Annotated in this window: 23 protein-coding genes and 1 tRNA gene; 10 read left to right on the plus strand and 14 right to left on the minus strand. The window is 43.0% G+C overall.

The genetic code is table 11. The annotated features are described in order from the left end of the window. Positions 1-77 precede the first annotated feature (77 nt). From AB5213_RS15935 to xerC, 3 genes are all read left to right on the plus strand, one after another. The gene (locus tag AB5213_RS15935) at positions 78-299 is read left to right on the plus strand and encodes a helix-turn-helix domain-containing protein (protein WP_173699602.1); all 222 of its coding nucleotides are present in this window, start codon (positions 78-80) and stop codon (positions 297-299) included. A 130-nt stretch (positions 300-429) separates the two neighbouring features. Then, positions 430-618 (plus strand): helix-turn-helix domain-containing protein, encoded by a 189-nt coding sequence (locus AB5213_RS15940; RefSeq protein WP_055158115.1) that lies wholly within the window; start codon positions 430-432, stop codon positions 616-618. A gap of 21 nt (positions 619-639) precedes the next feature. After that, positions 640-2,148, plus strand: a complete 1,509-nt coding sequence (gene xerC, locus AB5213_RS15945) for a tyrosine recombinase XerC (RefSeq protein WP_368276929.1) — start codon at positions 640-642, stop codon at positions 2,146-2,148. 210 nt (positions 2,149-2,358) lie between these two features. Here xerC and AB5213_RS15950 read toward each other — a convergent pair. The 6 genes from AB5213_RS15950 to AB5213_RS15975 form a co-directional block, all read right to left on the minus strand. Continuing rightward, positions 2,359-2,432, minus strand: a tRNA-Arg gene (locus tag AB5213_RS15950). Positions 2,433-2,732: 300 nt separating this feature from the next. Continuing rightward, on the minus strand, positions 2,733-3,611 hold the full coding sequence (locus tag AB5213_RS15955; RefSeq protein ID WP_368276930.1) for a DUF3881 family protein: 879 nt from the start codon (positions 3,609-3,611) through the stop codon (positions 2,733-2,735). A 15-nt stretch (positions 3,612-3,626) separates the two neighbouring features. Continuing rightward, positions 3,627-4,907 (minus strand): serine--tRNA ligase, encoded by a 1,281-nt coding sequence (gene serS / locus AB5213_RS15960; protein ID WP_008371361.1) that lies wholly within the window; start codon positions 4,905-4,907, stop codon positions 3,627-3,629. Between the two features lie 32 nt (positions 4,908-4,939). After that, entirely contained in the window at positions 4,940-5,482 is a 543-nt protein-coding gene (locus AB5213_RS15965; protein WP_173690764.1) for a DUF4446 family protein, read from the minus strand. Positions 5,483-5,485: 3 nt separating this feature from the next. Continuing rightward, a complete protein-coding gene (locus tag AB5213_RS15970) occupies positions 5,486-6,382 on the minus strand; it encodes a ParB/RepB/Spo0J family partition protein (protein ID WP_368276931.1) in 897 nt (298 codons plus the stop codon). Between the two features lie 2 nt (positions 6,383-6,384). Further along, positions 6,385-7,152, minus strand: coding sequence for a ParA family protein (locus tag AB5213_RS15975; protein WP_368276932.1), 768 nt, complete (start codon positions 7,150-7,152; stop codon positions 6,385-6,387). A 579-nt stretch (positions 7,153-7,731) separates the two neighbouring features. Here AB5213_RS15975 and AB5213_RS15980 point away from each other — a divergent pair. Next, a complete protein-coding gene (locus AB5213_RS15980) occupies positions 7,732-8,685 on the plus strand; it encodes an alpha/beta fold hydrolase (protein ID WP_243002864.1) in 954 nt (317 codons plus the stop codon). A gap of 545 nt (positions 8,686-9,230) precedes the next feature. On the opposite strand, the gene rsmG is transcribed toward AB5213_RS15980, so the two are convergent. From rsmG to rpmH, 8 genes are all read right to left on the minus strand, one after another. Beyond that, positions 9,231-9,947 carry a 16S rRNA (guanine(527)-N(7))-methyltransferase RsmG gene (gene rsmG / locus AB5213_RS15985; protein ID WP_008371371.1) on the minus strand — a complete coding sequence of 239 codons (717 nt, stop codon included), beginning with the start codon at positions 9,945-9,947 and terminating at the stop codon, positions 9,231-9,233. 359 nt (positions 9,948-10,306) lie between these two features. Then, complete coding sequence (gene mnmG, locus AB5213_RS15990) at positions 10,307-12,199, minus strand: tRNA uridine-5-carboxymethylaminomethyl(34) synthesis enzyme MnmG (protein WP_175305737.1); 1,893 nt, start codon at positions 12,197-12,199, stop codon at positions 10,307-10,309. Continuing rightward, complete coding sequence (mnmE, locus tag AB5213_RS15995; protein ID WP_008371374.1) at positions 12,165-13,544, minus strand: tRNA uridine-5-carboxymethylaminomethyl(34) synthesis GTPase MnmE; 1,380 nt, start codon at positions 13,542-13,544, stop codon at positions 12,165-12,167. The genes mnmG and mnmE overlap by 35 nt, the downstream gene beginning before the upstream one ends. A gap of 327 nt (positions 13,545-13,871) precedes the next feature. Next, entirely contained in the window at positions 13,872-14,780 is a 909-nt protein-coding gene (gene jag, locus AB5213_RS16000; RefSeq protein WP_022220246.1) for an RNA-binding cell elongation regulator Jag/EloR, read from the minus strand. Positions 14,781-14,793: 13 nt separating this feature from the next. Further along, positions 14,794-16,065, minus strand: a complete 1,272-nt coding sequence (locus AB5213_RS16005; protein ID WP_368276933.1) for a YidC/Oxa1 family membrane protein insertase — start codon at positions 16,063-16,065, stop codon at positions 14,794-14,796. Positions 16,066-16,116: 51 nt separating this feature from the next. Beyond that, positions 16,117-16,329: a membrane protein insertion efficiency factor YidD gene (gene yidD / locus AB5213_RS16010; RefSeq protein ID WP_008371384.1), complete on the minus strand. Its 213-nt coding sequence runs from the start codon at positions 16,327-16,329 to the stop codon at positions 16,117-16,119. A 50-nt stretch (positions 16,330-16,379) separates the two neighbouring features. Beyond that, on the minus strand, positions 16,380-16,724 hold the full coding sequence (gene rnpA, locus AB5213_RS16015; RefSeq protein ID WP_008371385.1) for a ribonuclease P protein component: 345 nt from the start codon (positions 16,722-16,724) through the stop codon (positions 16,380-16,382). A gap of 58 nt (positions 16,725-16,782) precedes the next feature. Next, positions 16,783-16,917 carry a 50S ribosomal protein L34 gene (gene rpmH, locus AB5213_RS16020; protein ID WP_022220244.1) on the minus strand — a complete coding sequence of 45 codons (135 nt, stop codon included), beginning with the start codon at positions 16,915-16,917 and terminating at the stop codon, positions 16,783-16,785. 239 nt (positions 16,918-17,156) lie between these two features. On the opposite strand from rpmH, the gene dnaA reads away from it, so the two are divergent. The 6 genes from dnaA (at position 17,157) to gyrA (ending at position 25,651) form a co-directional block, all read left to right on the plus strand. After that, the gene (gene dnaA, locus AB5213_RS16025) at positions 17,157-18,557 is read left to right on the plus strand and encodes a chromosomal replication initiator protein DnaA (protein ID WP_117559185.1); all 1,401 of its coding nucleotides are present in this window, start codon (positions 17,157-17,159) and stop codon (positions 18,555-18,557) included. A gap of 182 nt (positions 18,558-18,739) precedes the next feature. Beyond that, positions 18,740-19,849 carry a DNA polymerase III subunit beta gene (gene dnaN / locus AB5213_RS16030; RefSeq protein WP_055158097.1) on the plus strand — a complete coding sequence of 370 codons (1,110 nt, stop codon included), beginning with the start codon at positions 18,740-18,742 and terminating at the stop codon, positions 19,847-19,849. Positions 19,850-19,871: 22 nt separating this feature from the next. Beyond that, positions 19,872-20,081: an RNA-binding S4 domain-containing protein gene (locus AB5213_RS16035; protein WP_022220243.1), complete on the plus strand. Its 210-nt coding sequence runs from the start codon at positions 19,872-19,874 to the stop codon at positions 20,079-20,081. Between the two features lie 12 nt (positions 20,082-20,093). Continuing rightward, on the plus strand, positions 20,094-21,179 hold the full coding sequence (gene recF, locus AB5213_RS16040; RefSeq protein WP_008371390.1) for a DNA replication/repair protein RecF: 1,086 nt from the start codon (positions 20,094-20,096) through the stop codon (positions 21,177-21,179). A gap of 10 nt (positions 21,180-21,189) precedes the next feature. Further along, the gene (gene gyrB, locus AB5213_RS16045) at positions 21,190-23,106 is read left to right on the plus strand and encodes a DNA topoisomerase (ATP-hydrolyzing) subunit B (protein ID WP_022220242.1); all 1,917 of its coding nucleotides are present in this window, start codon (positions 21,190-21,192) and stop codon (positions 23,104-23,106) included. 10 nt (positions 23,107-23,116) lie between these two features. Then, a complete protein-coding gene (gene gyrA / locus AB5213_RS16050) occupies positions 23,117-25,651 on the plus strand; it encodes a DNA gyrase subunit A (protein WP_008371392.1) in 2,535 nt (844 codons plus the stop codon). Positions 25,652-25,927 lie beyond the last annotated feature (276 nt).

The following is a 25,927-nucleotide window of genomic DNA, read 5'->3' on the forward strand; positions in this document are numbered from 1 at the left end:
GCGCTCCACGGTACAGAACCGTCGCGCCCGTGCGCTCGCCCGTCTTGCGGACATTCTGACGGAAGGGGGTGACCCGCGTGGCAAAGGGAAAGATTGACTACGATACCGTCGTTGCCGCGACAAACGGAGATGCCCTTGCTGCCGGGGCGGTGCTCGATTACTTCAACGACTTCATGGACGGACTCTGCACCGGGTTCTACACCGACGCGGATGGCTTCTGGGATTACGGCATCGACCTCTCGATGAAATCGTTTATGCAGGCGAAGCTCTTGCGTGCGATGTTGAGGTTTCAGCCGTAAAAGACGCTACTTGTAACAAGTAAAACCAGAAATAGGGAAAACCAGCACACCAGAAAACTACTTGACCAGCCATGGTATAATAAAAATGTCAAGCGGTTGTCTGGTGCCCTTTTTCCCGGAAAGGAAAATTATGGCATCGGAACGCAATCGAACCGAAGAGAAGAAAACCTATACGGTAGGCGAAATCGCCGAAATGCTGGGCATCAGCGACAAGGTGGCCTATACACTCGTGAAGAGCGGGCAGTTCAAGTACGTCCGCGTCGGCAGAGCCATTCGGGTATCCAAAAGCTCCTTCGACAGTTGGTTGGAACCAAATTAACCGACAAGGAGAAGATTCGATATGGCAGCAATCAAGCAGAGAAAAACAAAGTATTCCGTTATCTACTGGTATGTAAATGAACAAGGAGAACGGAAACAAAAATGGGACACCGTGGATACGATTGGCGAAGCAAAGAGCCGCAAGGTCTTTGTAGAGTTCTATCAGGAGAAATACGGACAGGCCATCGTTCCTAACGAGGAGACGTATTTTCAAAGAGTAGCTGATGAAAAGGCAAAAACGGGGAAAGAAGGCGGAACCGATGAGCACGATAGCGGCTCGGAACCGGTTCGCAGAAGAACCCCGACCCCAAAAAGCGCGGTAACGCCGCAAAAGGACGATATCACTTTCAGCGAGTTCCTAAAGCACTATGTGAAAGTGTACGGAACGTCGAAATGGTCTATGAGCACATACAGCGGAAAGACCGGGCTAATAAGGAACTACATTGACCCATATATCGGGGACAAGAAGCTGTCTGAAATCACCACGGAATGCCTTTCGGAGTATTACAACGCCCTGCTCTCCGTCGAGCGCGTTCCGCCTGCCAACCAAAAAAAGACCGGCAAATGTGTCGCGCCTTCCGGCGTGAAGAAGATTCATGACGTTATCCGCTCTGCACTCAATCAGGCAATGAAATGGAACTATCTCGACCCGATGATGCAGAATCCGGCAAAACTTGCCACCCTGCCGACGATGAAGAAAACGAAACGGAAGGTGTGGAGTGTGAGCACGTTTCGCGAAGCACTTCCAAGAGTCGAGGACGATATTCTGGCTCTCGCCATGAACCTCGCTTTTTCCTGTTCGCTCAGGGTGGGGGAGATAACCGGTCTCACATGGGACTGCATTTTCATAGACGAGGAATCTATTGAAAACGGCAACGCTCGCATCATCATCAACAAGGAGGTTGCTCGTGTTTCCATTGAAGCCTTGCAGAGACTCAACGAGCGGGACGTGCTCGTCACGTTTCCCGCTCAGAAACCACACTGCACCACTAGGCTCGTGCTCAAGACCCCGAAGACCGAAACCAGCACCCGTGTGGTATGGCTTCCGAAAACCGTGGCGCACATGCTCGTGGAGCATAGGAAAAATCAGGAGGAACTAAAGGAGTTTCTTGGAGCGGATTACCATGACTACAATCTTGTGGTTGCCCTTGAAAACGGAAATCCGGTGGAGAGCCGCATCATCCGAAAGCGCCTGCAAGTCTTTTGTGACACGACAGGATACGAACGTGTGGACTTCCATTCGCTCCGCCATCTCTCCACGAAGTACAAACTCAAACTGACGCAGGGCGATATTAAGTCCGTCCAAGGAGATACTGGTCATGCCGAAGCCCAGATGGTGACAGACGTTTACTCGGAAATTGAAGACGAGAACCGGCGCGAGAACGCGGCTCGCATGGAAGCCGACTTCTACAGCCCTACCGCTAAAAATGGGAAATCATCAGCAACAGAGGATATCGGCGAAGCTCTGGCAGCTATCCTTAAGAACCTGTCACCTGAGCAACTTGCAGCGCTTGTCTCCGCCGCCCGTTAGCAGTGGTTGTTAGCAAGTTGTTAGCAAATCGTCCCAAATGTTGTGCCAGACACACAGGTAGATGTTTTTTGTTAGCAAACAATAGAAACGGAAAAACGGAAAGACGGCTATACCGAAAACTGGAATGCCAGTCGAAAACGGTGTAGCCGTCTGAAAAGGAAAAATGCCGGAAACCCTTGAAAAATCAGGCTTCCGGCGATTTTTACCACACGTCCCAGACAGGAATCGAACCTGCGGCGTTTCGCTTAGGAGGCGAACCCTCTATCCTACTGAGGTACTGGGACACATCATATTCAGTTAGCAAAAAGTCTTCGTTCCAACAACCGCTTAGGAGACGATTCTTATATTCATTTGACTAATAGAACATATACATATATCATACCGTTTGAACATGAAAATGTCAAATGCTTTTCTAAGAGGATGATCATGGTGAGGTAACAGAGCGGGATCTGATATGTGAAATAGCTTTTACAGGAATTTTTTATGTAAAGCCGAATGTTCTGAAACGCATATACAAAAAAGCACGACTAATTTTCAATTAAAAGAAATTTGGTCATGCTTTTTATATAAGTCAAAAATTTTTCCTAAAAATTAATATGCCCCTGCAGCCAGATCTGTGCCTTCAGCCGTCTTCCAACTGCCGGTTCGCCAATCACCTTTTCAACCGGTACGCATACATCAAATTGAAGTTCATTGGTTTCAACTGTAAGAACATAAAGTTTTTTCCCGGTAAGAAGATTTTCGATGGTATCGATATTCAGAATCTCACCAAGAATCGCATACTGGTCACATTCAAGACCAGCTGGCATAAAATGCGTATCGACAATACTGTAAATATCTTCCCCGCGAATTCTTTTTGATACTGCGGCATAGGTGTCGATGTCGTCAAGCGTAAGGCTTTCAATGGCATCGGGATTCCCTTCCTTTGCTGCGCTCATAAGCATCATCCGGTTGCGGAGATCTTTCGCTCTCTTGTCCGCAGCACCTGCATCCTTTGTGACCGGAAGCAAAATTTTCCCACTTAAGGCAAGACCAGAAAAGGTTATAGAGATTGAACTTTTGCTCAGACCACCGAGAGTGGCTTCTTTTATGTATTCCATTCCGTTCTGGATATGGAAAATGATACTGCAGCCGAGCTTTACATCTTCGCAGACACCAATATAGGTCGGTGAGGATGCTTTCTGTTCTACTGCAATATCAGCATAAGAGCTGACTCCACTGCCTGAAAAATATGGGAAATAGCATTCTCTGCGGAACTCTTCATCATTTTCATCGATAAAGCCGCAGGAAGAAATGCCAATCCCGTTGCCGTATTCCCTGCGAAGCTCACAGAGATCTGTGTGTTCGTCCAGGGCAATACGGTCATATCCGGAAAATTTCTTTTCGGATTCAAGAAGAATCTGATACCATTCGCGTTCAGATGCGATATCGTGGAATCCGATAGCGTTTAAATATTTATGCAAAATTTACCTCGTTTTCTATCTGATTTCAGACTTACCGCCCATGTATGGACGAAGTACTTCAGGAATGCGGACAGAACCGTCTGCCTGAAGATTGTTCTCGAGAAATGCGATCAGCATTCTCGGAGGAGCTACTACTGTGTTGTTCAGTGTGTGTGCGAAATATTTGTTTCCGTCACTTCCTTTTACACGGATGCCAAGACGTCTTGCCTGTGCATCACCAAGGTTAGAACAGCTTCCTACTTCAAAGTATTTCTTCTGTCTTGGAGACCATGCCTCTACGTCACAAGATTTTACTTTAAGGTCGGCAAGGTCACCTGAACAGCATTCCAGTGTACGAACCGGGATATCAAGAGAACGGAACAGATCAACAGTGTTTTTCCATAATTTATCATACCATTCTTTGCTTTCTTCTGGTTTGCATACAACGATCATTTCCTGTTTTTCAAACTGATGGATTCTGTATACACCACGTTCTTCGATTCCATGAGCTCCTTTTTCTTTACGGAAGCATGGAGAATAAGAAGTCAGTGTCTTTGGAAGTTCAGCTTCATCAAGCATGGTATCGATGAATTTACCGATCATAGAATGCTCGCTTGTTCCGATCAGATATAAGTCTTCGCCTTCAATTTTGTACATCATAGAATCCATTTCGGCAAAGCTCATAACGCCTGTAACAACGTTGCTTCTGATCATGAAAGGTGGGATACAGTATGTGAATCCACGATCGATCATAAAGTCACGTGCATAAGAGATAACTGCTGAGTGAAGACGTGCAATATCTCCCATCAGATAATAGAAACCATTTCCGGCAACCTTTCCTGCACTTTCAAGATCGATTCCGTTGAATTTTTCCATAATTTCTGTATGGTATGGGATTTCAAAGTCCGGAACAACCGGTTCGCCAAATTTTTCAATTTCAACATTCTGACTGTCGTCTTTACCGATCGGTACAGATGGATCGATGATATTTGGGATAACCATCATATCTTTTTTGATTTTTGCTTCAACTTCTTTTTCTTCAGCAGAAAGTTCTTCCATACGGGCAGCGTTTTCCTGAACTTTTTTCTTAAGCTCTTCTGCTTTCTCTTTTTCGCCATGTGCCATGCATGCACCGATTTCTTTGGAAACTTTATTTTTCTCAGCACGGAGTGCTTCTACTTCGCCTTTGATTTCACGATTTCTCTTGTCAAGTTCGATTACTTCATCTACAAGTGGAAGCTTTTCATCCTGGAATTTTTTCTTGATGTTTTCTTTTACAACATCCGGGTTCTGTCTTAAAAATTTAATATCTAACATAACTGTTCTCCTGTCTTATTTCTTTATTTTTATTACTGTGGTTTGATCGCATCCTGTACATCCGGATCATACATTTCCTGGTAAACGGCCTGATCTAGTGATTCGGCCTCTTCTTCAGAGAGCTCAATGTAACTTTCACCACGCACAATTTCTTTTATATAAGTGTAACAGCCATCTCTGCTGTGCATGGAATTGAGGATCCATCCATTGTTATCATTGTCAAGCATTGTGAGGGCGAAGCTGAGTTTTCCACCCATTTCACCGAAAGCATCGTATTTGACAATACCTACTTTCTGGTAGCTGCTTCGCAACGCGCGATACAATATGCGGATGTCCGCTTTGTTTTCGTGGGCAATGTTGGAAAGCTCGTCGAGTTCATCGAATCTTGCACTGAAACTTTCTTCGAGCGTTTTACCGTCCTGTCCGCGCATGAATACGTTATAGCTTGATTTCAGACGGTTGTATTTCATATTAACATTAATATAAAGAAGAAACATCAATATGATCAGCATGATAAGAAAAAGAAATATATACGCCGGATCAATTCCAATTGATTTCAGAATTTTACTTTCCATATATTATTTTCCTTCCTGTATTGACATCAACAATTCAAATATACGTTCCAGATCGTTGTCCGAATAATATTCAATTTCAATTTTGCCTTTTCCGTTGGCTTTATGATTGACATGGACTTTGGAACCGATGATTGACTTTATACGTTCCTCCAGATCTTCATATACAAATGCATTCTGGATAACAGGCTTTTCTTTTTCTTTTTTTGGCTTCTTTAGTTCTTTGACAAGTTTTTCGGTATCCCGGACACTGAGCTTTTCATCAAATACTTTATTGGCAAGAACATATTGCTGCTCTTTATCCTCGATTGCAAGAAGAGCACGTGCATGTCCGGTTGAAATCATGTCATCGATGATCATCTGCTGTACTCTTTCGTCCAGCTTTAGAAGACGCATGGAATTTGTAACAGCAGTTCTGCTCTTTGAAACGCGCTCAGCTACCTCATCCTGCTTCAGACGGAATTCATTTAGCAAGCGTTTGTATGCCTGCGCTTCTTCGATTGGATTCAGATTTTCGCGCTGAATATTTTCAATAAGAGAAATTTCAACGATTTCCTGATCTGTGTATTCTTTAATGATAACAGGGACCTCTTTGACACCGGCCTGCTTTGCTGCACGCCAGCGACGCTCGCCGGCGATGATCTCGTAGTAATCGTTCCGTTTCTGAACAATCAGAGGCTGCAGGATTCCAAACTGTTTGATTGAATCAGCAAGTTCCAAGAGAGCATCTTCCTCAAAATGTTTTCTTGGTTGGTCACGGTTTGGCTCTACATCATTGATTTTCATCATAATTGGCCCGGCATTCACTACTTCTTTTTTGACCGGTGCAGTATGTTTTGCGGTTTTGTTTTCTTTGATTAAACTATCCAGACCTTTTCCAAGTCCGCCTCGTTTTGCTGTCATGCTTACTCTTCTCCTTTATGAATTACTTCATCTGCTAATAACATATAACTTTCAGCTCCTGTTGAACGAGGATCATATAAGTTGATTGGTAAGCCATGACTTGGGGCTTCTGCAAGTCGTATATTACGTGGAATGATAGTTTTGTAAATTGTCTGATCAAGATTATCTTTTACATTTTCAACAACTTGAAGAGAAAGATTGGTTCTGGCATCATACATGGTAAATACAACGCCTTCCATTTCAAGGTTTTCGTTCAATCTTTCTTTTACAAGCTTGATTGTTTTAATCAGCTGGCTCAATCCTTCAAGTGCATAGTATTCACACTGAATTGGAACCAATACGGTATCGGCTGTAGTCATTGAATTGATTGTCAGCATACTAAGTGAAGGTGGGCAGTCGATAATGACGTAATCGTAATTACTTCTTATCTTAAGCACCTCATCTCTTAATATGTATTCTTTGTTCTCAGTATCGAGCAACTCTATTTCGGCACCAGACAGATCAATGTTTGCGGGAATTACGTCGAGATTTTCAATTGCTTCTTTGCATAGCACCTGATCCATAGTGGCTTCGCCGATTAAAAGATCATATACAGTATAGGCAACATTATCCTTATCTATACCAAGACCGCTGGACATATTCCCCTGTGGATCCATGTCGATTGCGAGAACTTTCTGCCCTTTTGCCGATAAACACGAGGATAAATTGATCGCTGTTGTAGTTTTTCCAACGCCACCCTTTTGGTTGGCAACGGCAATTATTCGTCCCATTGCAATTACCTCCTTTCTAATAGTGTGCAAATATATATGAAGTTTTATTTACATCTAGGTATAATTGTAACACTAAACTTTATCTAAATCTACTAAATGTTTCACGTGAAACATTTATTTTTGCATTTTTTATAAATAAGGGGATTTTTTGCGCGAAACATTCTGCACAAAGTGAAATGTGAAAATGTATAAAAACATTCGTAATCCGCTCATTTTTTCTTGAAAAAAACGGCTACTTACTCATTTTTTGACGGGTCAAGAGGTCAAAAATCCTCTTGCAAGCAAGCTTACATCGGCTTTCTGACCTTTTGCCCATGGTATCGTCATATTTTAGATATATTAAAATATATTTGGCTATGAGCAGCTGGAAAAAGAGAAAACAAAATGTTTCACGTGAAACATTTTGTCGAAAACCAAGGAACAATAACATGATGAAAATCTTTAAACTGTAAGGAGATTATGGTATACTTATCTATAAGCCGCAAGGTGAAACATTACACAAAACAGATACTGATACTATTTGCGAGTATGATCTTGCTGAATCGGGGCAAAAATGATTCGGAGAAAGGACAATTAACGATGAAAAATAAATTGAAAAGTTGTGCGATTTTAGCAACACTTGGTGCGATTACAATCCATCTGATAAATAAAACACTTATAGAAATGGCAACAAAAGACAGCTTGTTAAACTCATCTGAGGGAAATTATTATGACTGGAGATTTGGAAAAATCTATTATAGAAAACAGGGAAATGGTAAACCACTACTGCTACTTCATGATTTGGATGCAGAAAGCTCTGGCGTAGAATGGAAAAAAGTAGCGGCAATTCTTGCAGAAAAGCATACTGTTTATACCGTGGATCTGCTAGGTTGTGGACGATCTGAAAAGCCCAATATTACTTATACTAATTTTCTTTATGTGCAAATGCTGACAGATTTTATTAAACATATCATTGGCGAAAAGGCAGATGTTGTGGCTACGGGAGAATCGGCTGCTATTGCAGTTATGGCATGCGGAAATGATGAAAATGTGATTGGAAAGATTTGTATGGTGAATCCACTGTCACTTACGGAACTTGCAAAATGTCCGAATAAGAGAACCAAGACGCTGAAGTTCCTTATCGAAATACCGATTATTGGTACGCTGCTGTACAACATTATTCATTCAAGAGAAGCGATTGATGAAAAATTTGTGGATAAGTATCTGTATGACGAAGATACGATAGATTATCAGATGACGAAGATATACCATGAATCTGCTCATAATGAAAACGCACATTCAAAATATTTGTTTGCAAGCATCAAAGGTGGATATACAAAGACAAATATTTATCATTGTATTCGCAAGGCGACAAATAGTATCTGTATTATCTCTGGACAATATGATGAAAACAGTATTGAGATTGCTAAACAATATCAGAAGCATGTACCTGCTATAGAATGCATGTGCATAAAGGATACGAGACATCTTCCGCAAATTGAACAACCGGAAGGATTCGCAGAACAGCTGGATATCCTTTTCTCTGCTGAATAATATAAAGTACGTTCAGGTACACATTATAGCCAAATGCGGGATGTACACTTCGGTGTACATCCCGCATTTGGCTATATATGGCTCTTGATCAACTTTTGCGATTATCTAATAGCAAACAGAACTGGTATTTAACTGGTACTTATTCTGCTTATGAACACCATGAAAACCGACATGCAACTCTGGGAATTTCTATGGAAATTGTCTTTCTCTGAAAAACAAAACAGAAGGATGATTATTGGACTTTTTGCAGAAATAATCAAGCTAAATGAAAATAAAAAATCAGATTTTAAGCGGGTAAAAAATTGAACTTACCCGCTTTTTGAAATGAAATAGGAAAACAAATTTCTGGCAGAACTGCATACAAAAAATAAAAATACATTTTCAAAGCATACAAAAATTGAACTATCAAAAATACAAAATAGAATAAACTATAACAATTAAAATTGAACTATTATAAAAAGAACTAATAGCAGAAGTTCAAGATAAAGAAAAAAATAGTTCAATTTCCATTGCGGCATATACAGACTACAGGTATGTATAGCTGTTTATCCGTGGATAGGTTCTTTGGAAGGAAGTCCTGCTTTTCGAGGAAACTTCTTCCCGGTAGGCTTGATTTTTTTGATCTTTACAAATGAACGGCTGATATCACTGCCTGGAAGTTGGAATACAACTGGTTTATTTTGTGTACCTCCAAGGACATGTACTGCGGTTTTTGCAGCGGAAAGTTCATCGACAATATCACCGGATTTGTAAGAAACAAAGAATCCACCAACTTTTACATAAGGGAGGCAGTATTCGGATAATGTAGATAAATTGGCCACTGCACGTGAAACACAGAGGTCAAACTGTTCCCTGTAGTCTGCCTGACGGGCAAAATCTTCTGCTCTGCCGTGAATTGTATGGATATCCGTAAGATTTAACTCTTCAATCACACTGTCAAGGAAACGGATTCTCTTATTTAAAGAGTCAAGCAACGTGATTTTCAGGTGCGGAAAGGCGATTTTTAAAGGAATTCCGGGGAATCCGGCGCCTGTTCCTATATCGATCACGGTTTGAACTTTACTGATATCCAGAGCCTTTACTAATGCAAGGCTGTCGACAAAATGTTTTTCGTTTACTTCTTCGTACTCGGTGATACCGGTGAGATTCATAACCTTGTTCCATTCCACCAGCATTTCGTAATATTTATCAAACTGATTAAACTGGGTCTGCGTTAATGTGATACCTAATTCTGCAAGCTGTTGCTCAAATTTTTTACTCATATTGCTCCTTTTTCCCCTAAAAGTACACATCTTTGCGGAAAATAAACAGTAATTTACACTGTTTTGCACCAAATAGGTACACAATTTCTGAGAAGATAGCACCTTAAAGGTACACGATAAAGTGATAATGTTTTTAAAAAAATACAATCATGCACCTGAAAGGTATACGAAAAGATGAAAAACATACTTTTTGCCCTATAAAGTACACGATAAAACCATTTCTTTGAAAATAGATGTGTACTTTTTGGGTGATGCCCTCAAAAGTACACATCTATATAAAGGGAAAAACAGAAACCAGAAATAATGGATTCTGTAATATCCCAAAAAAGATCAAAATACAGGTCTGGTTATCTGGTGGTCTAATGTCCTAGATATACCAGTAATACAGAAATATCGGCAGGTGAGACACCGGAAATACGGGATGCCTGACCGATGGAAAGAGGTCGGAACTGCTTTAATTTCTGCACAGCTTCGATTCGCAGGCTTGGAACAGCATCGTAATCGATATCTGCTGGTATTTTCCTGGTTTCAAGCTTTTTAAACTGTTCTACCTGTTTTAACTGGCGCTTGATATAGCCTTCATATTTGATGTTGATATCAATTTGTTCCATAATCTCTCGGCTGAAGCTTTCTGTTCGCATATGGTCGATAGGTTCGAGAAGCTCATAATTCAGCTCAGGACGCTTAATAAGCTCAGCAAGTGTAGATCCTGAAGTAAGAGGCGTACTGCCGCAATTTGTGAGAAAATCCGTGATTTCCTGGGAAGTTCCAACGTTGGTATGCTCAAGCCTGTGGATCTCCTTGCGGATGATTTCTTCTTTGTCTAACAACATCTGGTATCTCTCGTCTGAAATAAGCCCTATTTTGTGCCCTATTTCGGTTAGTCTCTGATCGGCGTTGTCCTGGCGCAGGAGTAACCGGTATTCGGCACGTGAAGTCATCATACGATATGGTTCGTGGCTTTCTTTTGTAACCAGATCATCGATCAGAACACCGATATAAGCCTGGGAACGGTCTAAAATTAACTGTTCTCTTCCAAGAACCTCCAGTGCGGCATTGATTCCGGCAATAAGTCCCTGAGCGGCTGCTTCTTCATATCCCGAACTTCCGTTGAACTGACCACCGCTGAACAAACCATGAATAGATTTGAACTCAAGTGTCGGATGAAGCTGTCTTGCATCGATACAGTCATATTCAATTGCGTAAGCATTTTTAACTATTTTTGCGTGTTCAAGACCAGGCACACTTCTGTACATTTCATATTGAACATCCTCTGGAAGTGAACTTGACATTCCACCGATGTACATTTCATTGGTTTCCAGACCTTCTGGTTCAATGAACACCTGATGCCGTTCTTTATCGGCAAATTTTACAATTTTGTCCTCGATAGACGGACAATAACGTGGCCCGGTGCCTTCGATCATACCAGAATAAAGTGGGGAACGATCCAGATTTTTACGGATGATCTCATGGGTTGTAGGATTGGTATAGGTAAGCCAGCAGGAAGCCTGCTCAATCTGCACATCTTCTGGATCCGTTGTGAACGAAAAAGGTACAACCCTCTCGTCGCCGAATTGCTCTTCCATTTTGCTGAAATCAATGCTGCGCTTGTCGATACGTGCTGGTGTACCGGTTTTGAAGCGGTACATCTTAATACCAAGCTCCTTCAGACAGTCGGTCAGATAATTTGCTGCCTGCAGTCCGTTTGGACCGGTATGCGTGCTGACATCACCGTAAATGCATCTTGCCTTCAGGTAGGTTCCGGTACACAGTACAACGGCCTTGCAGCGGTATATAGCACCAGAATAGGTCTGAACGCCCGTTACAGAACCATCTTCCACAAGGATATTGACGACTTCACCTTGCCGGATCTCCAGGTTCTCCTGGTTTTCCAGCGTCTGTCGCATGGTATTGCTGTATTTGTTCTTATCTGCCTGGGCGCGCAGGGAATGAACGGCAGGCCCTTTAGATTTATTCAGCATCTTTGACTGAATAAATGTCTTGTCGATGTTCTTTCCCATTTCACCGCCGAGCGCATCCAGCTCGCGTACCAGGTGCCCCTTTGAGGTACCGCCGATATTCGGGTTGCATGGCATCATGGCGATACTTTCTACACTTACGGTGAAAACAATCGTTTTCAGACCGAGTCTTGCGCAGGCAAGGGCAGCTTCGCAGCCGGCATGTCCCGCACCAACTACAACGATGTCGTATGCGTCTTTATTTTCCCATACAGAATTTGCTGAATATTTCATTTACTAAATCTTCTCCTATCGTCTCTCCGGTAATGCTTCCCAGAGATTCATATGCATCCATTAAGTCAATTGTGAAAAAGTCTTCCGGCATTTGGTTTTCGATGCTCTCTTCTACCTTTTTCAGGCTGGAAAGTGCATCGGCAAGAGCTGTTTTGTGCCGGATATTGGTGATATAAACCTCATCGTTAAATGAGATATCACCGTGATAAAACATCTCTTTTAAAGTAGATTCCAGTTCATGGATCCCAGTCTCCTCTTTTGCGGAAATATCGATCATTGGCTTAGTTATCAACGTTTCTAATGCCTTTTTATCAACAACTGTGGATAAGTCACTTTTATTCAGTAGTATTACAGCTTTCTTATCCCGGATCATCTCGATGATCTCGTGATCATTTTCATCAAGAGGTCTGGATGCATCGACCACATAGATGATTAGATCGGCTTTTTCTGCATTTTCTTTTGCTTTATCCACACCGATCTTCTCTACGATATCAGAGGTATCGCGGATTCCGGCGGTATCCATGATGTTTAAAGAAACGCCCTGAAGCTGGATATTTTCCTCTAGGACATCTCTTGTGGTTCCGGCAATCTCGGTTACGATTGCCTTTTCTTCGCCTACCAGAACGTTCATCAGAGAGGATTTCCCGGCGTTCGGTTTCCCGACGATAACCGTCTTGATGCCTTCTTTGATGATACGTCCGTCATCGGCAGTATCCAGAAGACACTGGATTTTCTGCTGCAGATCCTTTACGACGCCCAGGAGACTGTCACCATATCCGTCTACGCTGATATGCTCTGGATCATCCAGTGCACTTTCGATAAAAGCGGTATGGTAAAGGATTACTTCACGGATTTCTTTAATCTTATTGTGGACAGAGCCTTTCAACTGGTTTACCGAGCTTTGTAGTGCATAGTCATTCTTGGAGCTGATGATATCGATCACGGCTTCGGCCTGTGACAGATCCATTCGGCCGTTCAGAAAAGCCCTTTTGGAAAATTCACCCGGTTCAGCAGGTCTTGCACCGTATTTGATCACGGTTTCAAGTATCTTTCTTGTGACAAATACACCGCCGTGACAGTCGATTTCCACAGTATCTTCACCGGTGTAGCTGTGCGGCCCACGCATTAAAAGAACCAGCACTTCATCAATCGTCTGCTCTCCGTCCATGATATAGCCATAGTGAATGGTATGGCTTTTTTGTTCGGACAGAAGCTTCGGGCTTTTGCCTTTGTAAATTTTGTCAATAATAGAAAACGCATCTTCTCCACTGAGACGTACGATTCCGATTCCGGAATTAGTCATTGCTGTGGAGATTGCTGCGATTGTGTCTGTTTTAAATCCCATTTTATTGCTTCCTTCTATACTTTTGTAATAAATGCGATGTTATCATTTTACCCCGAAAGCTGTCAAAATGGAAGTGCCTATTGTGAAGGGTAGAAAAAAACCGCGTTACTGTTCACAGTACCTGTGACCAGCAACGCATCTCGCCATTTTAAATCACCTTTGGCGATGGGCGAGATGCCATTCAAGATAAAACGTGCATCCTCCGTGCCAATCACTACGCTGATTGGCACGGGAGTGAACAGCAAAAAAACCGCAGCCATTAAATGACTGCGGTTTACTGTGAACGATTCAGTTATAACGGTGTATGCAACCAATTTGCGTTACTGTTTAACGGCGGTTCGGTGTTACAACAACACGTCTGTATGGTTCTTCGCCCTCGCTGTGAGTAGAAACTCTGTCATCAGCCTGCAGAGCGGAATGGATGATTCTTCTTTCATAAGGATTCATCGGCTCCAGTGAGATCGGCTTTCTGCTTCGTTTTACTTTGTAAGCGATATTCTTTGCGAGATTTTCAAGAGTCTGTTTTCTTCTCTTGCGGTAGTCTTCTGTGTCGAGTTTGACACGTACATAACCATCCTGTGACTTGTTGGCTACACGGTTGGTGAGGTACTGGAGAGAATCCAATGTCTGTCCACGCTTACCGATCAGGATACCCATGTTGTCACCGCTCATCTCAATTGCAAGAGCACCTTCTTCATCAATGGAGGATACGATAGTTACTTCGCCCATTCCCATTGCCTGAAGGACTTCCTGTAAGAATTTCTCACAGATCTTCTGTGTAGCTTCTGTTACAACGGCTACATGAAGTTCTTTCTTTTCTTCATAAACCGGAGCTGCTGCTGTTACGGCAGAGGCTGTTTCTGTTTTGTTTTCTTTTACAAATTCTTTCTTAGGCTCTTTTTTGAAGTCCTTTTTCGAATCTTTTTTGTATTCTTTGTGTTCTTTGTACTCTTTGCGTTCTTTGTGTCCAACGAATTCCTTGCGGTCTTTTCGGAAATCCTTCTTGAATTCTTTTTTGATCTCTTCCGGTTTGATTTCTTCGGCTTTGATTTCTTCTGTTACAGTTTTTTTGATACGGGCACGGATAACTGCCTGACGGCTTCCGATTCCGAGGAAGCCTGCACTTCCTTTTTCAATTACGTCATATTCCATCTGATCGCTGGCAACGCCAAGCTGAATGGAAGCCTCTGTAATCGCATCATCTAAAGTTTTTGCTGATACTGTGATCTCATTCATTTAACTTGTCCCCCTATTTATTGCCTTCGTTAAAACGCTTTACAAGGTTCGCTTTGTCTGCAAGGCTTCCGGCCTTTGCATTTTCATTTTTCTTCTTTGCTTCTTCGAGCTTTTCTTCAAGTTCTTTTGTCTGAGCAGCTGTTCTTACCGGCTCATGAATGTTTTTCACGTTCTTATGAGCCATTTTGTTTACATTGCTTGCATCCACTTCGTTTTTGTTCTTTCGTTTTTCAGCAGCTTTTTCCATATTCTCTTTGATCAGTTCATCCATCGGAATCTTATTCAGATGTTTGTTGATAAAGAACTGCTGTACCATACGGACAACGGCACTTGCAACCCAGTAGATTCCAAGACCTGTAGGTAATGTGAAACACATAAATACAGATACAAGAGGAAGGGTAACGTTCATTGTCTTCATGGTTGAAGCCATCTGGTCAGCCTGCGGATTGTTCGTAACTGCAGTTGTCTGCTGAGAAAGCTTCACGCTCAGGTACTGGGAAAGTCCTGAAAGGACAGGAATCAGCACTGCCATGATCACAATTCCCCATGCGCCGGCTTTTACACCGTTGCTAATGAGGTTCATAGGAGTTTCCGCAATGTTAAGTCCAAGGAAGTTATTCATGGACTTTAATGTATCGACGGTGCTGTCGATCGTAGGCTGCAGATCCGGAAGTTTCTTACCAAGGGTATCCCAGGTTGAAGTCTGGAACTTGTAGAGTACGTCGATCAGTACGTTTTTATCAGAGTAATCATATTTGGAGGCGGACATAAGGATCGGTTTTGCTTCGCCGATCTTTTCCATGACCTTCTGCCATCCATCCTGTGCCATGATAGAGGTAAGAAGCGGTGCGTATACCGCTTTAACCTGCCCAACATAAGCAGGGATGTTGCGGATTACATAGTACATTGCCCAGAGAATTGGGAACTGGATAAACATACTTAAGCATCCGCCGGTCGGTGATACTCCGTATTTTTCATAAACCAATTGTGTTTCTTCCTGCATCTTCTGCATGGAAGCCTGATCATTTTTTCCTTTGTACTTCTGCTGAACCTTCTGGAGCTCAGGGTTCATTGCAGCGGACATCTTGGAAAATTTCTGTTGCTTGATGGTGAGCGGCATCAGTAAAGTGTAGATGACAATTGTCAAAAGAATAATACATACACCCAGGTTGTGAATGCCGATTAAATCCATTACCCGGTAAATACCATCCATGATCTTACCGAGCAGCCAGGCAGCCTGTCCGATGATTGGTGTGCTGACCTGTGTCATTAAAATTCCTGTCATAACCTTTCCTCCATAAACATTTCCGTCCCGGTATTTGGACGGCCTATAGGTTTAAGGCACCGGATCATATCCACCTTTGGCGAATGGATTGCATCTGAGGATTCTCCAGACGGTCAGAAGGCCTCCTTTAAACGCACCGTATTTTTCAATGGCCTCCAAAGCATATTCTGAGCAGGTTGGAATGTAAATACAGTGGGTATATACCTTCATAGGTGATAAATATTTTCTGTAAAAACGAATCAAATATAATAATATCTTTTTCATAATTTCAGTGCCTCGTAGTGTATATCCGTCTTCTCGATATACTGAACTGGCTAATTGCAGTCCGAATAAATGTGATGAAGTTTGCCCAGATGGATGAGAGCGCTTTCAATCTCATGGTATGACCGGTCTTTGGCGGTCGTCCTTGCGATGATCACGATATCATATCCACATTGGAACTGTTCTTCGTGTAACCTGTAACTCTCACGGATCAGCCTTGTTAAATGATGTCTTATGATGCTGTTCCCAACTTTTTTGCTGACGGAAATTCCGACGCGGTTGCGTCCGAGATCATTCGCCAGGAGATACATTACAAGGTACTTGTTGCCATAAGGTTTTCCCTTTCTGTATACAGACTGGAAATCCCTGTTTTTCTTCAATGATTCGGAAAATTTCATACTTTATTCTCCCGATTTACATAAATTTGCATAGAAGAAAAGGCCACATATATGTGACCTATGCTGATAATACTTTTCTTCCTTTTGCTCTTCTTGCTGCAAGAACTTTTCTTCCACCTGCTGTGGCCATTCTTGCTCTGAATCCATGAACTTTCGCTCTGGAACGTTTCTTTGGCTGGAATGTCATCTTCATTGATATCCACCTCCTATCGATTTCTTCTTATATGAATAGAAGCTTATTTACGTTTTTAAGACATCGTACTTCATTATAATCAAAAAAGCTGTCTCCGTCAAGCAGTTTTAATAAAGTTTCGACCCTTATTTTAAGGAAATTATGAATAAGTTTATGGTTTTTGATTGATTCTGAAATCGTTTTAAGGTAGAATATAAGAGTATGATTATGCTTATTTTGAAGATGAATGGGGCAGGAATATGGACGTCATAAAAGAAAAATGGGAAGAGATCATTCAAAAGCTAAAAGTAGAATATTTTCTATCGAACATTTCTTTTGAAACGTGGATACGCCCGCTGGAGGTATATGAGATCAGAGGCAACACTCTGTATCTTACCGTTAATTTTAAGGCGAGCATCGAACACATTCAGAATAAATATCTTCTTCCGCTTAAAGTATGCATCGCGGAAGTTACCGGGACAGAGTATCAGATTAAGTTTATTCCCAGAGATCTGCCGCGCGAGCAGCAGCGCAGATATCTGGAGAAGACTGCGCCCGTAAAAGAGAAGACACATAAGCATAAAGAGGTAAGCCCGATAGCTGAAAAAGCGAATCTGAATCCGAAGTATACGTTTGATACCTTTGTGGTAGGAGGAAATAATAATTTTGCACATGCCGCATCACTGGCAGTTGCCGAATCTCCCGGTGAGGTTTACAATCCTCTGTTTTTATATGGTGGGGTAGGACTTGGCAAGACCCATCTGATGCATTCGATCGCACACTACATACTGGACCGGGAACCATCGAAGAAAGTCCTGTATGTGACAAGTGAGACATTTACCAATGACCTGATCACGGCGATCCGCAACGGAAAAACCGGCAACGATCTGGCGATGAATGCATTCCGCGATAAGTACCGCAATAATGACGTACTTCTGATCGATGACGTACAGTTCATTATCGGCAAAGAAAGTACACAGGAAGAATTTTTCCATACGTTCAATCATCTGCACAATGCCGGAAAGCAGATCGTCATTTCCAGTGACAAACCGCCAAAGGATATGACGACACTGGAGGCGCGTCTGCGGACAAGATTTGAATGGGGACTGATCGCAGATATTTCGGTGCCGGATTACGAGACACGTATGGCGATTCTTTATAAGAAAATAGAACTGGACCAACTGGAAAGATATCAGATTCCGGATGAGGTGATCCAGTATATTGCGATGAACATCAAGACCAATATCCGGGAACTGGAAGGCTCACTTAACAAGCTGATCGCGTTATACCGGATCGGTGGAAGAAAGAACTTTGATGTTTCTCTGGCGGCAGAGGCACTGAAGGATATGATCGCACCGGACGAGAGCCACAAGGTGACGCCGGAGCTGGTTCTGGATGTTGTCTCCGATCATTTTAATGTTTCCGTTTCTGAACTTAAGGGAAGTCGGAGAAATGCAAGAACGGCCGGAGCCAGACAGATCGTGATGTACCTGTGCAGGCAGATGACGGATGCGTCTCTTCAAAGTATCGGTGATCTGCTCGGAGGGCGTGACCATTCCACTGTGAACCACGGTGTGGACAAGATTGCCCGGGATGTGGAAAAAGATGAGACTTTGAGAAATACGATCGAGATCATTCAGAAGAAAATCAGCCCGCTGTAGAAAAGTTTTCCATGATCTGCCAGGGAAGAAAAAGAACTGTCCACGGACTTGTCAAAGCCTTAAATCCTTTTGAATCAAGGCCTTAAAGTACTTGTCCACAATTCAACAGACACTACTAAGATAACTACGGATTTGTTTTATATAAATATATATTTTGCGCGTCGAAAGGAGTTTTACACATTATGAAAATCAGATGTCTTAAATCAGATCTTGTGAAAGGGGTCAGCATTGTATCAAAGGCTGTTCCGACAAAGACAACCATGCCGATCCTGGAATGCATTCTGATAGATGCAACTACAGATATTATCAAACTTACAGCGAACGATATGGAGCTTGGGATCGAGACTGTGATCAGAGGGCAGATCGATGAGAAGGGAATGATCGCACTGGATGCGAGGATTTTCTCAGATATCGTAAGAAAGCTTCCTGATAATGAAATCGTGATTGAAAGTGGAGTGAACCTTCAGACGCTCATTACCTGTGAAAAAGCAAAATTCAATATTTCCGGTAAATCCGGTGAAGATTTTTCTTATCTGCCATATATTGAGAGAGAAAATCCGGTTTCCATTTCCCAGTTCACACTGAAAGAAGTGATCCGCCAGACCATTTTCTCAATTGCAGACAACGACAGCAACAAACTGATGACAGGAGAACTCTTCGATATGAACGGGGATATTCTGAAAGTGGTATCCCTTGACGGACACCGTATTTCCATCCGAAAGATCGAGCTGAAGGAATCTTATGAACCGAAGAAGATCGTGGTTCCGGGAAAGACCCTGATCGAAGTCAGCAAGATCCTTTCAGGTGAAGCAGACAGCGAAGTGAGACTGTATTTCACAGCCAACCACATTGTATTTGAATTTGATGATACCGTTGTGGTATCCAGACTGATTGAAGGAGAATATTTCCGTATTGAGCAGATGCTGTCCAATGATTATGAGACAAAGGTAAGAATCAATAAAAGAGAACTCCTGAACTGTATTGACCGTGCAACTCTTCTTGTAAAAGAAGGTGATAAGAAGCCGATCATCATCAACATTCAGGATGAAATGATGGAACTTAAGATCAAGTCAGAGAAGGGTACAATGGATGAAGAGATTATGATCACTAAAGAGGGAAAAGACCTCTTGATCGGCTTCAATCCGAAGTTCCTCATTGACGCACTTCGTGTCATTGATGACGAAGAAGCAGATCTTTACTTTATGAATGCAAAGGCTCCTTGCTTTATCAAGGATGAAGGAGAAAGCTATGTATACCTAATTCTTCCGGTGAACTTCAGTGGAGCAGTATAGGAATTTAGAGAGGACAAAAATTATGGAGACAATCAAACTCAGAGATGAATTTATCAAGCTTGGTCAGGCACTGAAAGCAGCAGGTCTTGTAGGATCCGGTGTGGAAGCCAAGGAAGTCATTACAGAAGGTCTGGTAAAGGTTAATGGAGAAGTAGATACCAGACGTGGTAAAAAATTATATGACGGCGACGTTGTTACATTTAACGGAGAAGAGATCAAGATTGAAAAATAGGCTGGCACAGGTATGATTATCAAATCATTAAAATTAAAAGATTACAGAAATTATGAAATATTGAATATTGAATTTGATCATGCCACGAATATTTTTTACGGTGATAATGCGCAGGGCAAGACGAATATCCTGGAAGGGGTGTATTTGTCGGGAACCACGAAGTCTCACAGGGGGACGAAGGACCGGGATCTGATCCGATTCGGGCAGGATGAGGCTCATATTGAGACTGTCATTGAGAAAAATGGCGTTCCATGGCAGATCGATATGCACCTGAAGAAGAACAGTCCGAAAGGGATTGCGATTAACAAGGTCCCGATCCGGAGGGCGAGTGAGCTTTTCGGTCTGACGAATTTTGTGTTTTTCTCGCCGGAGGATCTGAACATTATTAAAAATGGTCCGGCGGAGAGGAGAAGGTTCATGGACCTGGAGCTTTCACAGCTTGATAAGGTGTATCTTAGTGACCTGGCAAATTATAACCGCACACTCAATCAGCGGAACCGTCTGCTGAAGGATGCCTATTACAGAGATGATATACTGGACACACTGGATGTATGGGATATGCAGCTGGTTCAGTATGGAGAAAAGATTATTCAGAGAAGGCTCCGGTTTATCGAGGAAGTCAATGCGATAATCGGAGACATTCACCATAAACTGACGGGAGGCAGGGAAAGAATCGGCCTTTCGTATGAACCTGGATGCGGAGCACTTTCACTTGAGGCAGCGCTTGAGAAGAACAGGGAGCGCGATATCAGGATGAAGAGTACCTCGGTAGGACCTCACCGGGATGATATCTGTTTTATGGCAGGTGGGATCGACATCCGCAGATTCGGATCGCAGGGGCAGCAGAGGACAGCGGCACTTTCGCTGAAACTGTCTGAGATCGAGCTGGTACGGCAGATCATAAAGGATACGCCGGTGCTGCTGCTTGACGATGTATTGTCTGAACTTGACAAACACAGGCAAAACTATTTACTGGACAGTATTCATGATATACAGACTCTGATCACCTGTACGGGACTTGACGAGTTTGTCAATCATCGATTTTCAATAAATAAAGTATTCCATGTTCAGAACGGACATGTATCAAAAGAGAATTAGGAGGATCAATATGAGTGCAGAATATGGAGCAGACCAAATCCAGATACTGGAGGGGCTGGAAGCAGTAAGAAAGAGACCTGGTATGTATATTGGCAGTACATCTTCAAGAGGACTTCACCATCTTGTCTATGAGATCGTTGACAACTCGGTGGATGAAGCGCTTGCAGGATACTGTGATCATATCCAGGTGTTCATCAATCCGGATAATTCAATTACGGTTATAGATAACGGACGTGGTATTCCGGTAGGGATCAACCACAAAGCGGGACTCCCTGCGGTAGAGGTTGTATTCACCGTGCTTCATGCCGGCGGTAAATTCGGCGGTGGAGGATACAAGGTATCCGGTGGACTTCACGGTGTAGGAGCTTCCGTTGTAAATGCGCTTTCTGACTGGCTTGAGGTTGAGATCTGCCACGAAGGGAAGGTGTACAGACAGAGATATGAAAAAGGACATGTTGTTTACAAGCTGAAGGTTGTAGACGAATGTGATCCGGAGAAGACAGGAACAAAGGTAACCTTCCTTCCGGATGAAACTATTTTCGAAGATACAGTATTTGATTATGATACGTTAAAACAGAGATTCCGTGAGATGGCGTTCCTTACCAAGGGACTTCGCATCAGCCTGACTGATCTCCGTGATGAAGAACCGAAGGAAAGAGTGTTCCACTATGAAGGCGGTATCAAGGAGTTCGTTCAGTACTTAAATCGCAGTAAGACTCCGCTTTATGAGCAGATCATCTACTGTGAAGGAACAAAAGATAATGTAGAAGTTGAAGTTGCAATGCAGCACAATGATTCTTATACAGATAACACCTATGGTTTTGTAAATAATATCACAACACCGGAAGGTGGGACCCATGTGGTCGGATTCAGAAATGCGATCACAAAGACCTTTAACGACTATGCGAGAAAGAACAAATTATTAAAAGACAGTGAGCCGAATCTTTCCGGTGAGGATATCAGGGAAGGCCTTACAGCGATCATCAGTGTTAAGATCGAGGATCCTCAGTTTGAAGGACAGACCAAGCAGAAGCTCGGTAACAGTGAAGCGAGAGGTGCGGTTGACAGTATCGTCAGCAGCCAGCTTCAGATCTTCCTTGAACAGAATCCTGCTATTGGAAAATCAATTGTTGAGAAGTCGGTTATGGCGCAGAGAGCAAGAGAGGCGGCCAGAAAGGCGAGAGATCTTACCAGAAGAAAATCCGCACTGGAAGGCATGTCACTGCCTGGAAAGCTTGCAGACTGTTCAGATAAAGATCCATCCAAGTGTGAGATCTACATCGTAGAGGGAGACTCTGCGGGAGGTTCTGCAAAGACAGCCCGTGACAGAGCGACCCAGGCGATCCTGCCACTTCGTGGAAAGATCCTGAATGTAGAGAAGGCAAGACTGGATAAGATCTACGGTAATGCCGAGATCAAGGCAATGATCACTGCATTCGGTACAGGAATCCATGATGATTTCGATATTTCCAAACTGAGATATCACAAGATCATCATCATGACCGATGCCGACGTTGATGGAGCACATATCAGTACACTGCTTCTGACATTCCTCTATCGTTTTATGCCGGAGCTGATCAAACAGGGCTATGTATATCTGGCTCAGCCGCCGCTTTACAAGCTGGAGAAGAACAAGAAAGTCTGGTATGCATACAGCGATGAAGAACTGGCGAAGATCATCAGCGAAGTCGGACGTGATCAGAACAATAAGATTCAGCGATACAAAGGTTTGGGTGAGATGGACGCAGAGCAGTTATGGGATACCACAATGGATCCGCAGCATCGAATCTTAAGAAGAGTGACAATGGACGATGAGACATCTTCCGAACTGGATCTTACCTTTACAACCCTGATGGGAGATAAAGTAGAACCAAGACGAGAATTTATCGAAGAGAATGCAAAATTTGTTAAGAACTTAGATATATAGGAGAATACCAATGGAAGATAATATTTTTGATAAAGTTCATGAAGTGGATATGAAAAAAACCATGGAAGAGTTCTATATCGATTATGCCATGAGTGTTATTGCTTCTCGTGCGCTTCCGGATGTAAGAGACGGTCTGAAACCTGTTCAGAGACGTATTCTTTATTCGATGATCGAGTTGAACAACGGTCCTGACAAGCCGCACCGTAAATGCGCGCGTATCGTCGGTGATACCATGGGTAAATATCACCCGCATGGTGACAGTTCTATTTACGGAGCCCTCGTTAATATGGCACAGGACTGGTCTACCCGTTACATTCTTGTAGACGGTCACGGTAACTTCGGTTCTGTGGACGGTGACGGTGCTGCCGCAATGCGATATACCGAGGCAAGACTTAGTAAGATTTCGATGGAAATGACAGCGGATATCAATAAAGATACCGTTGATTTTGCACCGAACTTTGACGAGACAGAAAAAGAACCGACCGTACTTCCGTCAAGATTCCCGAACCTTCTGGTAAACGGAACCTCCGGTATCGCGGTAGGTATGGCAACCAATATCCCACCGCACAACTTAAGAGAAGTCATCGGTGCGGTTGTGAAAATTATTGATGACCAGATTGAAGATAAAGATGAGACCACGATCGAAGAGATCATGGAGATCATCAAAGGACCTGATTTTCCGACGGGAGCAACGATCCTTGGAACAAGAGGAATCGAAGAGGCTTACCGTACAGGACGTGGAAAGATCCGTGTGCGTGCGGTATCCAATATCGAGCCAATGCAGAATGGAAAGCACAGAATCGTAGTAACCGAGCTTCCATATATGGTCAACAAAGCCCGCCTGATCGAGAAGATCGCGGAGCTTGTAAGAGATAAGAAGATTGATGGAATCACAGACCTGAGTGACCAGTCAAGCCGTGAAGGTATGCGTGTCTGCATCGAATTGAGAAGAGATGTGAACCCGAATGTCGTTCTGAACCAGCTTTACAAGCATACACAGCTGCAGGATACATTTGGTGTGATCATGCTTGCATTGGTCAATAATGAGCCGAAGGTTATGAGCCTTCTGGAAATCCTGAACCATTATCTGAAACATCAGGAAGACGTTGTGACCAGACGTACAAAATACGAGCTGAATAAGGCAGAAGAACGTGCACACATCTTGGAAGGTTTGCTGATCGCCCTGGATAACATTGATGAGGTTATTAAGATCATCCGTGGATCCAAGACCGTACAGATTGCGAAAGCAGAGTTGATGAGCCGCTTTAACTTAAGTGATGCACAGTCCCAGGCTATCGTGGATATGCGTCTGAGAGCTCTGACCGGTCTGGAAAGAGAGAAGCTGGAAACAGAGTATGCAGAGCTTGAGAAGAAGATCGCAGAGTACAAGGCGATCCTCGCAGACAGAAAGCTTCTGCTTGGCGTAATTAAGAAAGAAATCCTTGTGATCTCTGAAAAATACGGAGATGACAGAAGAACAGCCATCGGATTTGATGAATACGACATTTCTACAGAGGATCTGATCCCGAGAGAAGATGTAGTGATCACCATGACCAAGATGGGATACATTAAGAGAATGAGCAACGATACTTTCAAGAGCCAGAATCGTGGCGGCAAGGGTATCAAGGGTATGCAGACTCTGGATGAAGACTATGTAGAAGAGCTGTTCATGACCAATACTCACCAGTATATTATGTTCTTTACCAATACCGGACGCTGCTATCGCCTGAAGGGATATGAGATTCCGGAAGCAGGAAGAACTTCCCGAGGTACAGCAATTATCAACATCCTTCAGCTTCAGCCGGATGAGAAGATCACAGCAATGATTCCAATCAAGGATTTCAAGGAAGGTGACTATCTGTTCATGGCAACCAAGAAAGGTCTTGTTAAGAAGACGCCGATCCTGGATTACGCAAATGTAAGAAAGACAGGACTTGCTGCGATCACACTCCGTGAGGATGATGAACTGATCGAAGTTAAGATTACGGATGATGAAAGAGATGTTATTCTCGTTACGCAGTATGGTCAATGCATCCGTTTCCATGAATCTGATGTACGCTCAACCGGAAGGACCTCTATGGGCGTTCGTGGTATGAATTTAAGTGACCGTGATGAAGTTGTTGCAATGCAGCTTGATGCGCAGGGTGAAGAGCTTCTGATCGTATCTGAAAAGGGTATGGGCAAGAGAACCCGCATGGAAGAATTCACAGCCCAGAACCGTGGTGGAAAAGGCGTGAAATGCTATAAGATCACAGAGAAGACCGGAAATGTAGTCGGTGCAAAGGCAGTAGGTCCGGATGATGAGATTATGATCATCAACACAGATGGTATCGTGATCCGTATGGAATGTGCGGGGATTTCCGTACTCGGAAGAATCACATCCGGTGTTAAACTGATCAATCTGAAGGAACACGAAGAAGTTGCAAGTATCGCAAAGGTACGCAGGGCTTCAGGTGAACTGGAGGAAAACGCAGAAGAGACTGCAGAAGAAGCAAATACAGAAGCAACTGCTGAGACGGTTGTAGAAGAGCAGACAGAAGAATAAAGATCTGAGCGAAAGTAGAAATACAGAAGCAGGATAAATCATAAAGAGACTGGACAGGGAATATGCAAATGCCTTGTCTGGTCTCTTGCTTTGTTTTGTAAGGCTGCATGGAAAGAAATGTTATGGCATGGCTTGCGTTTGCTCTGGTAAAAGTTGGATTAAAAAACAAAGAAGCCCGGAAACGCTGCAGCAAACAGGCTGATATGCTACCCTCATATAGGACAATGAAATATAAAAGTCCTATATGGGGGTATTTTCATGTTCAGAAAGAGTAAG

Origin of the sequence: Coprococcus sp. RTP21204st1_G4_RTP21204_210225 (assembly GCF_040915385.1) — a bacterium.
In the GTDB taxonomy this organism is placed as follows: domain Bacteria; phylum Bacillota; class Clostridia; order Lachnospirales; family Lachnospiraceae; genus Allocoprococcus; species Allocoprococcus comes.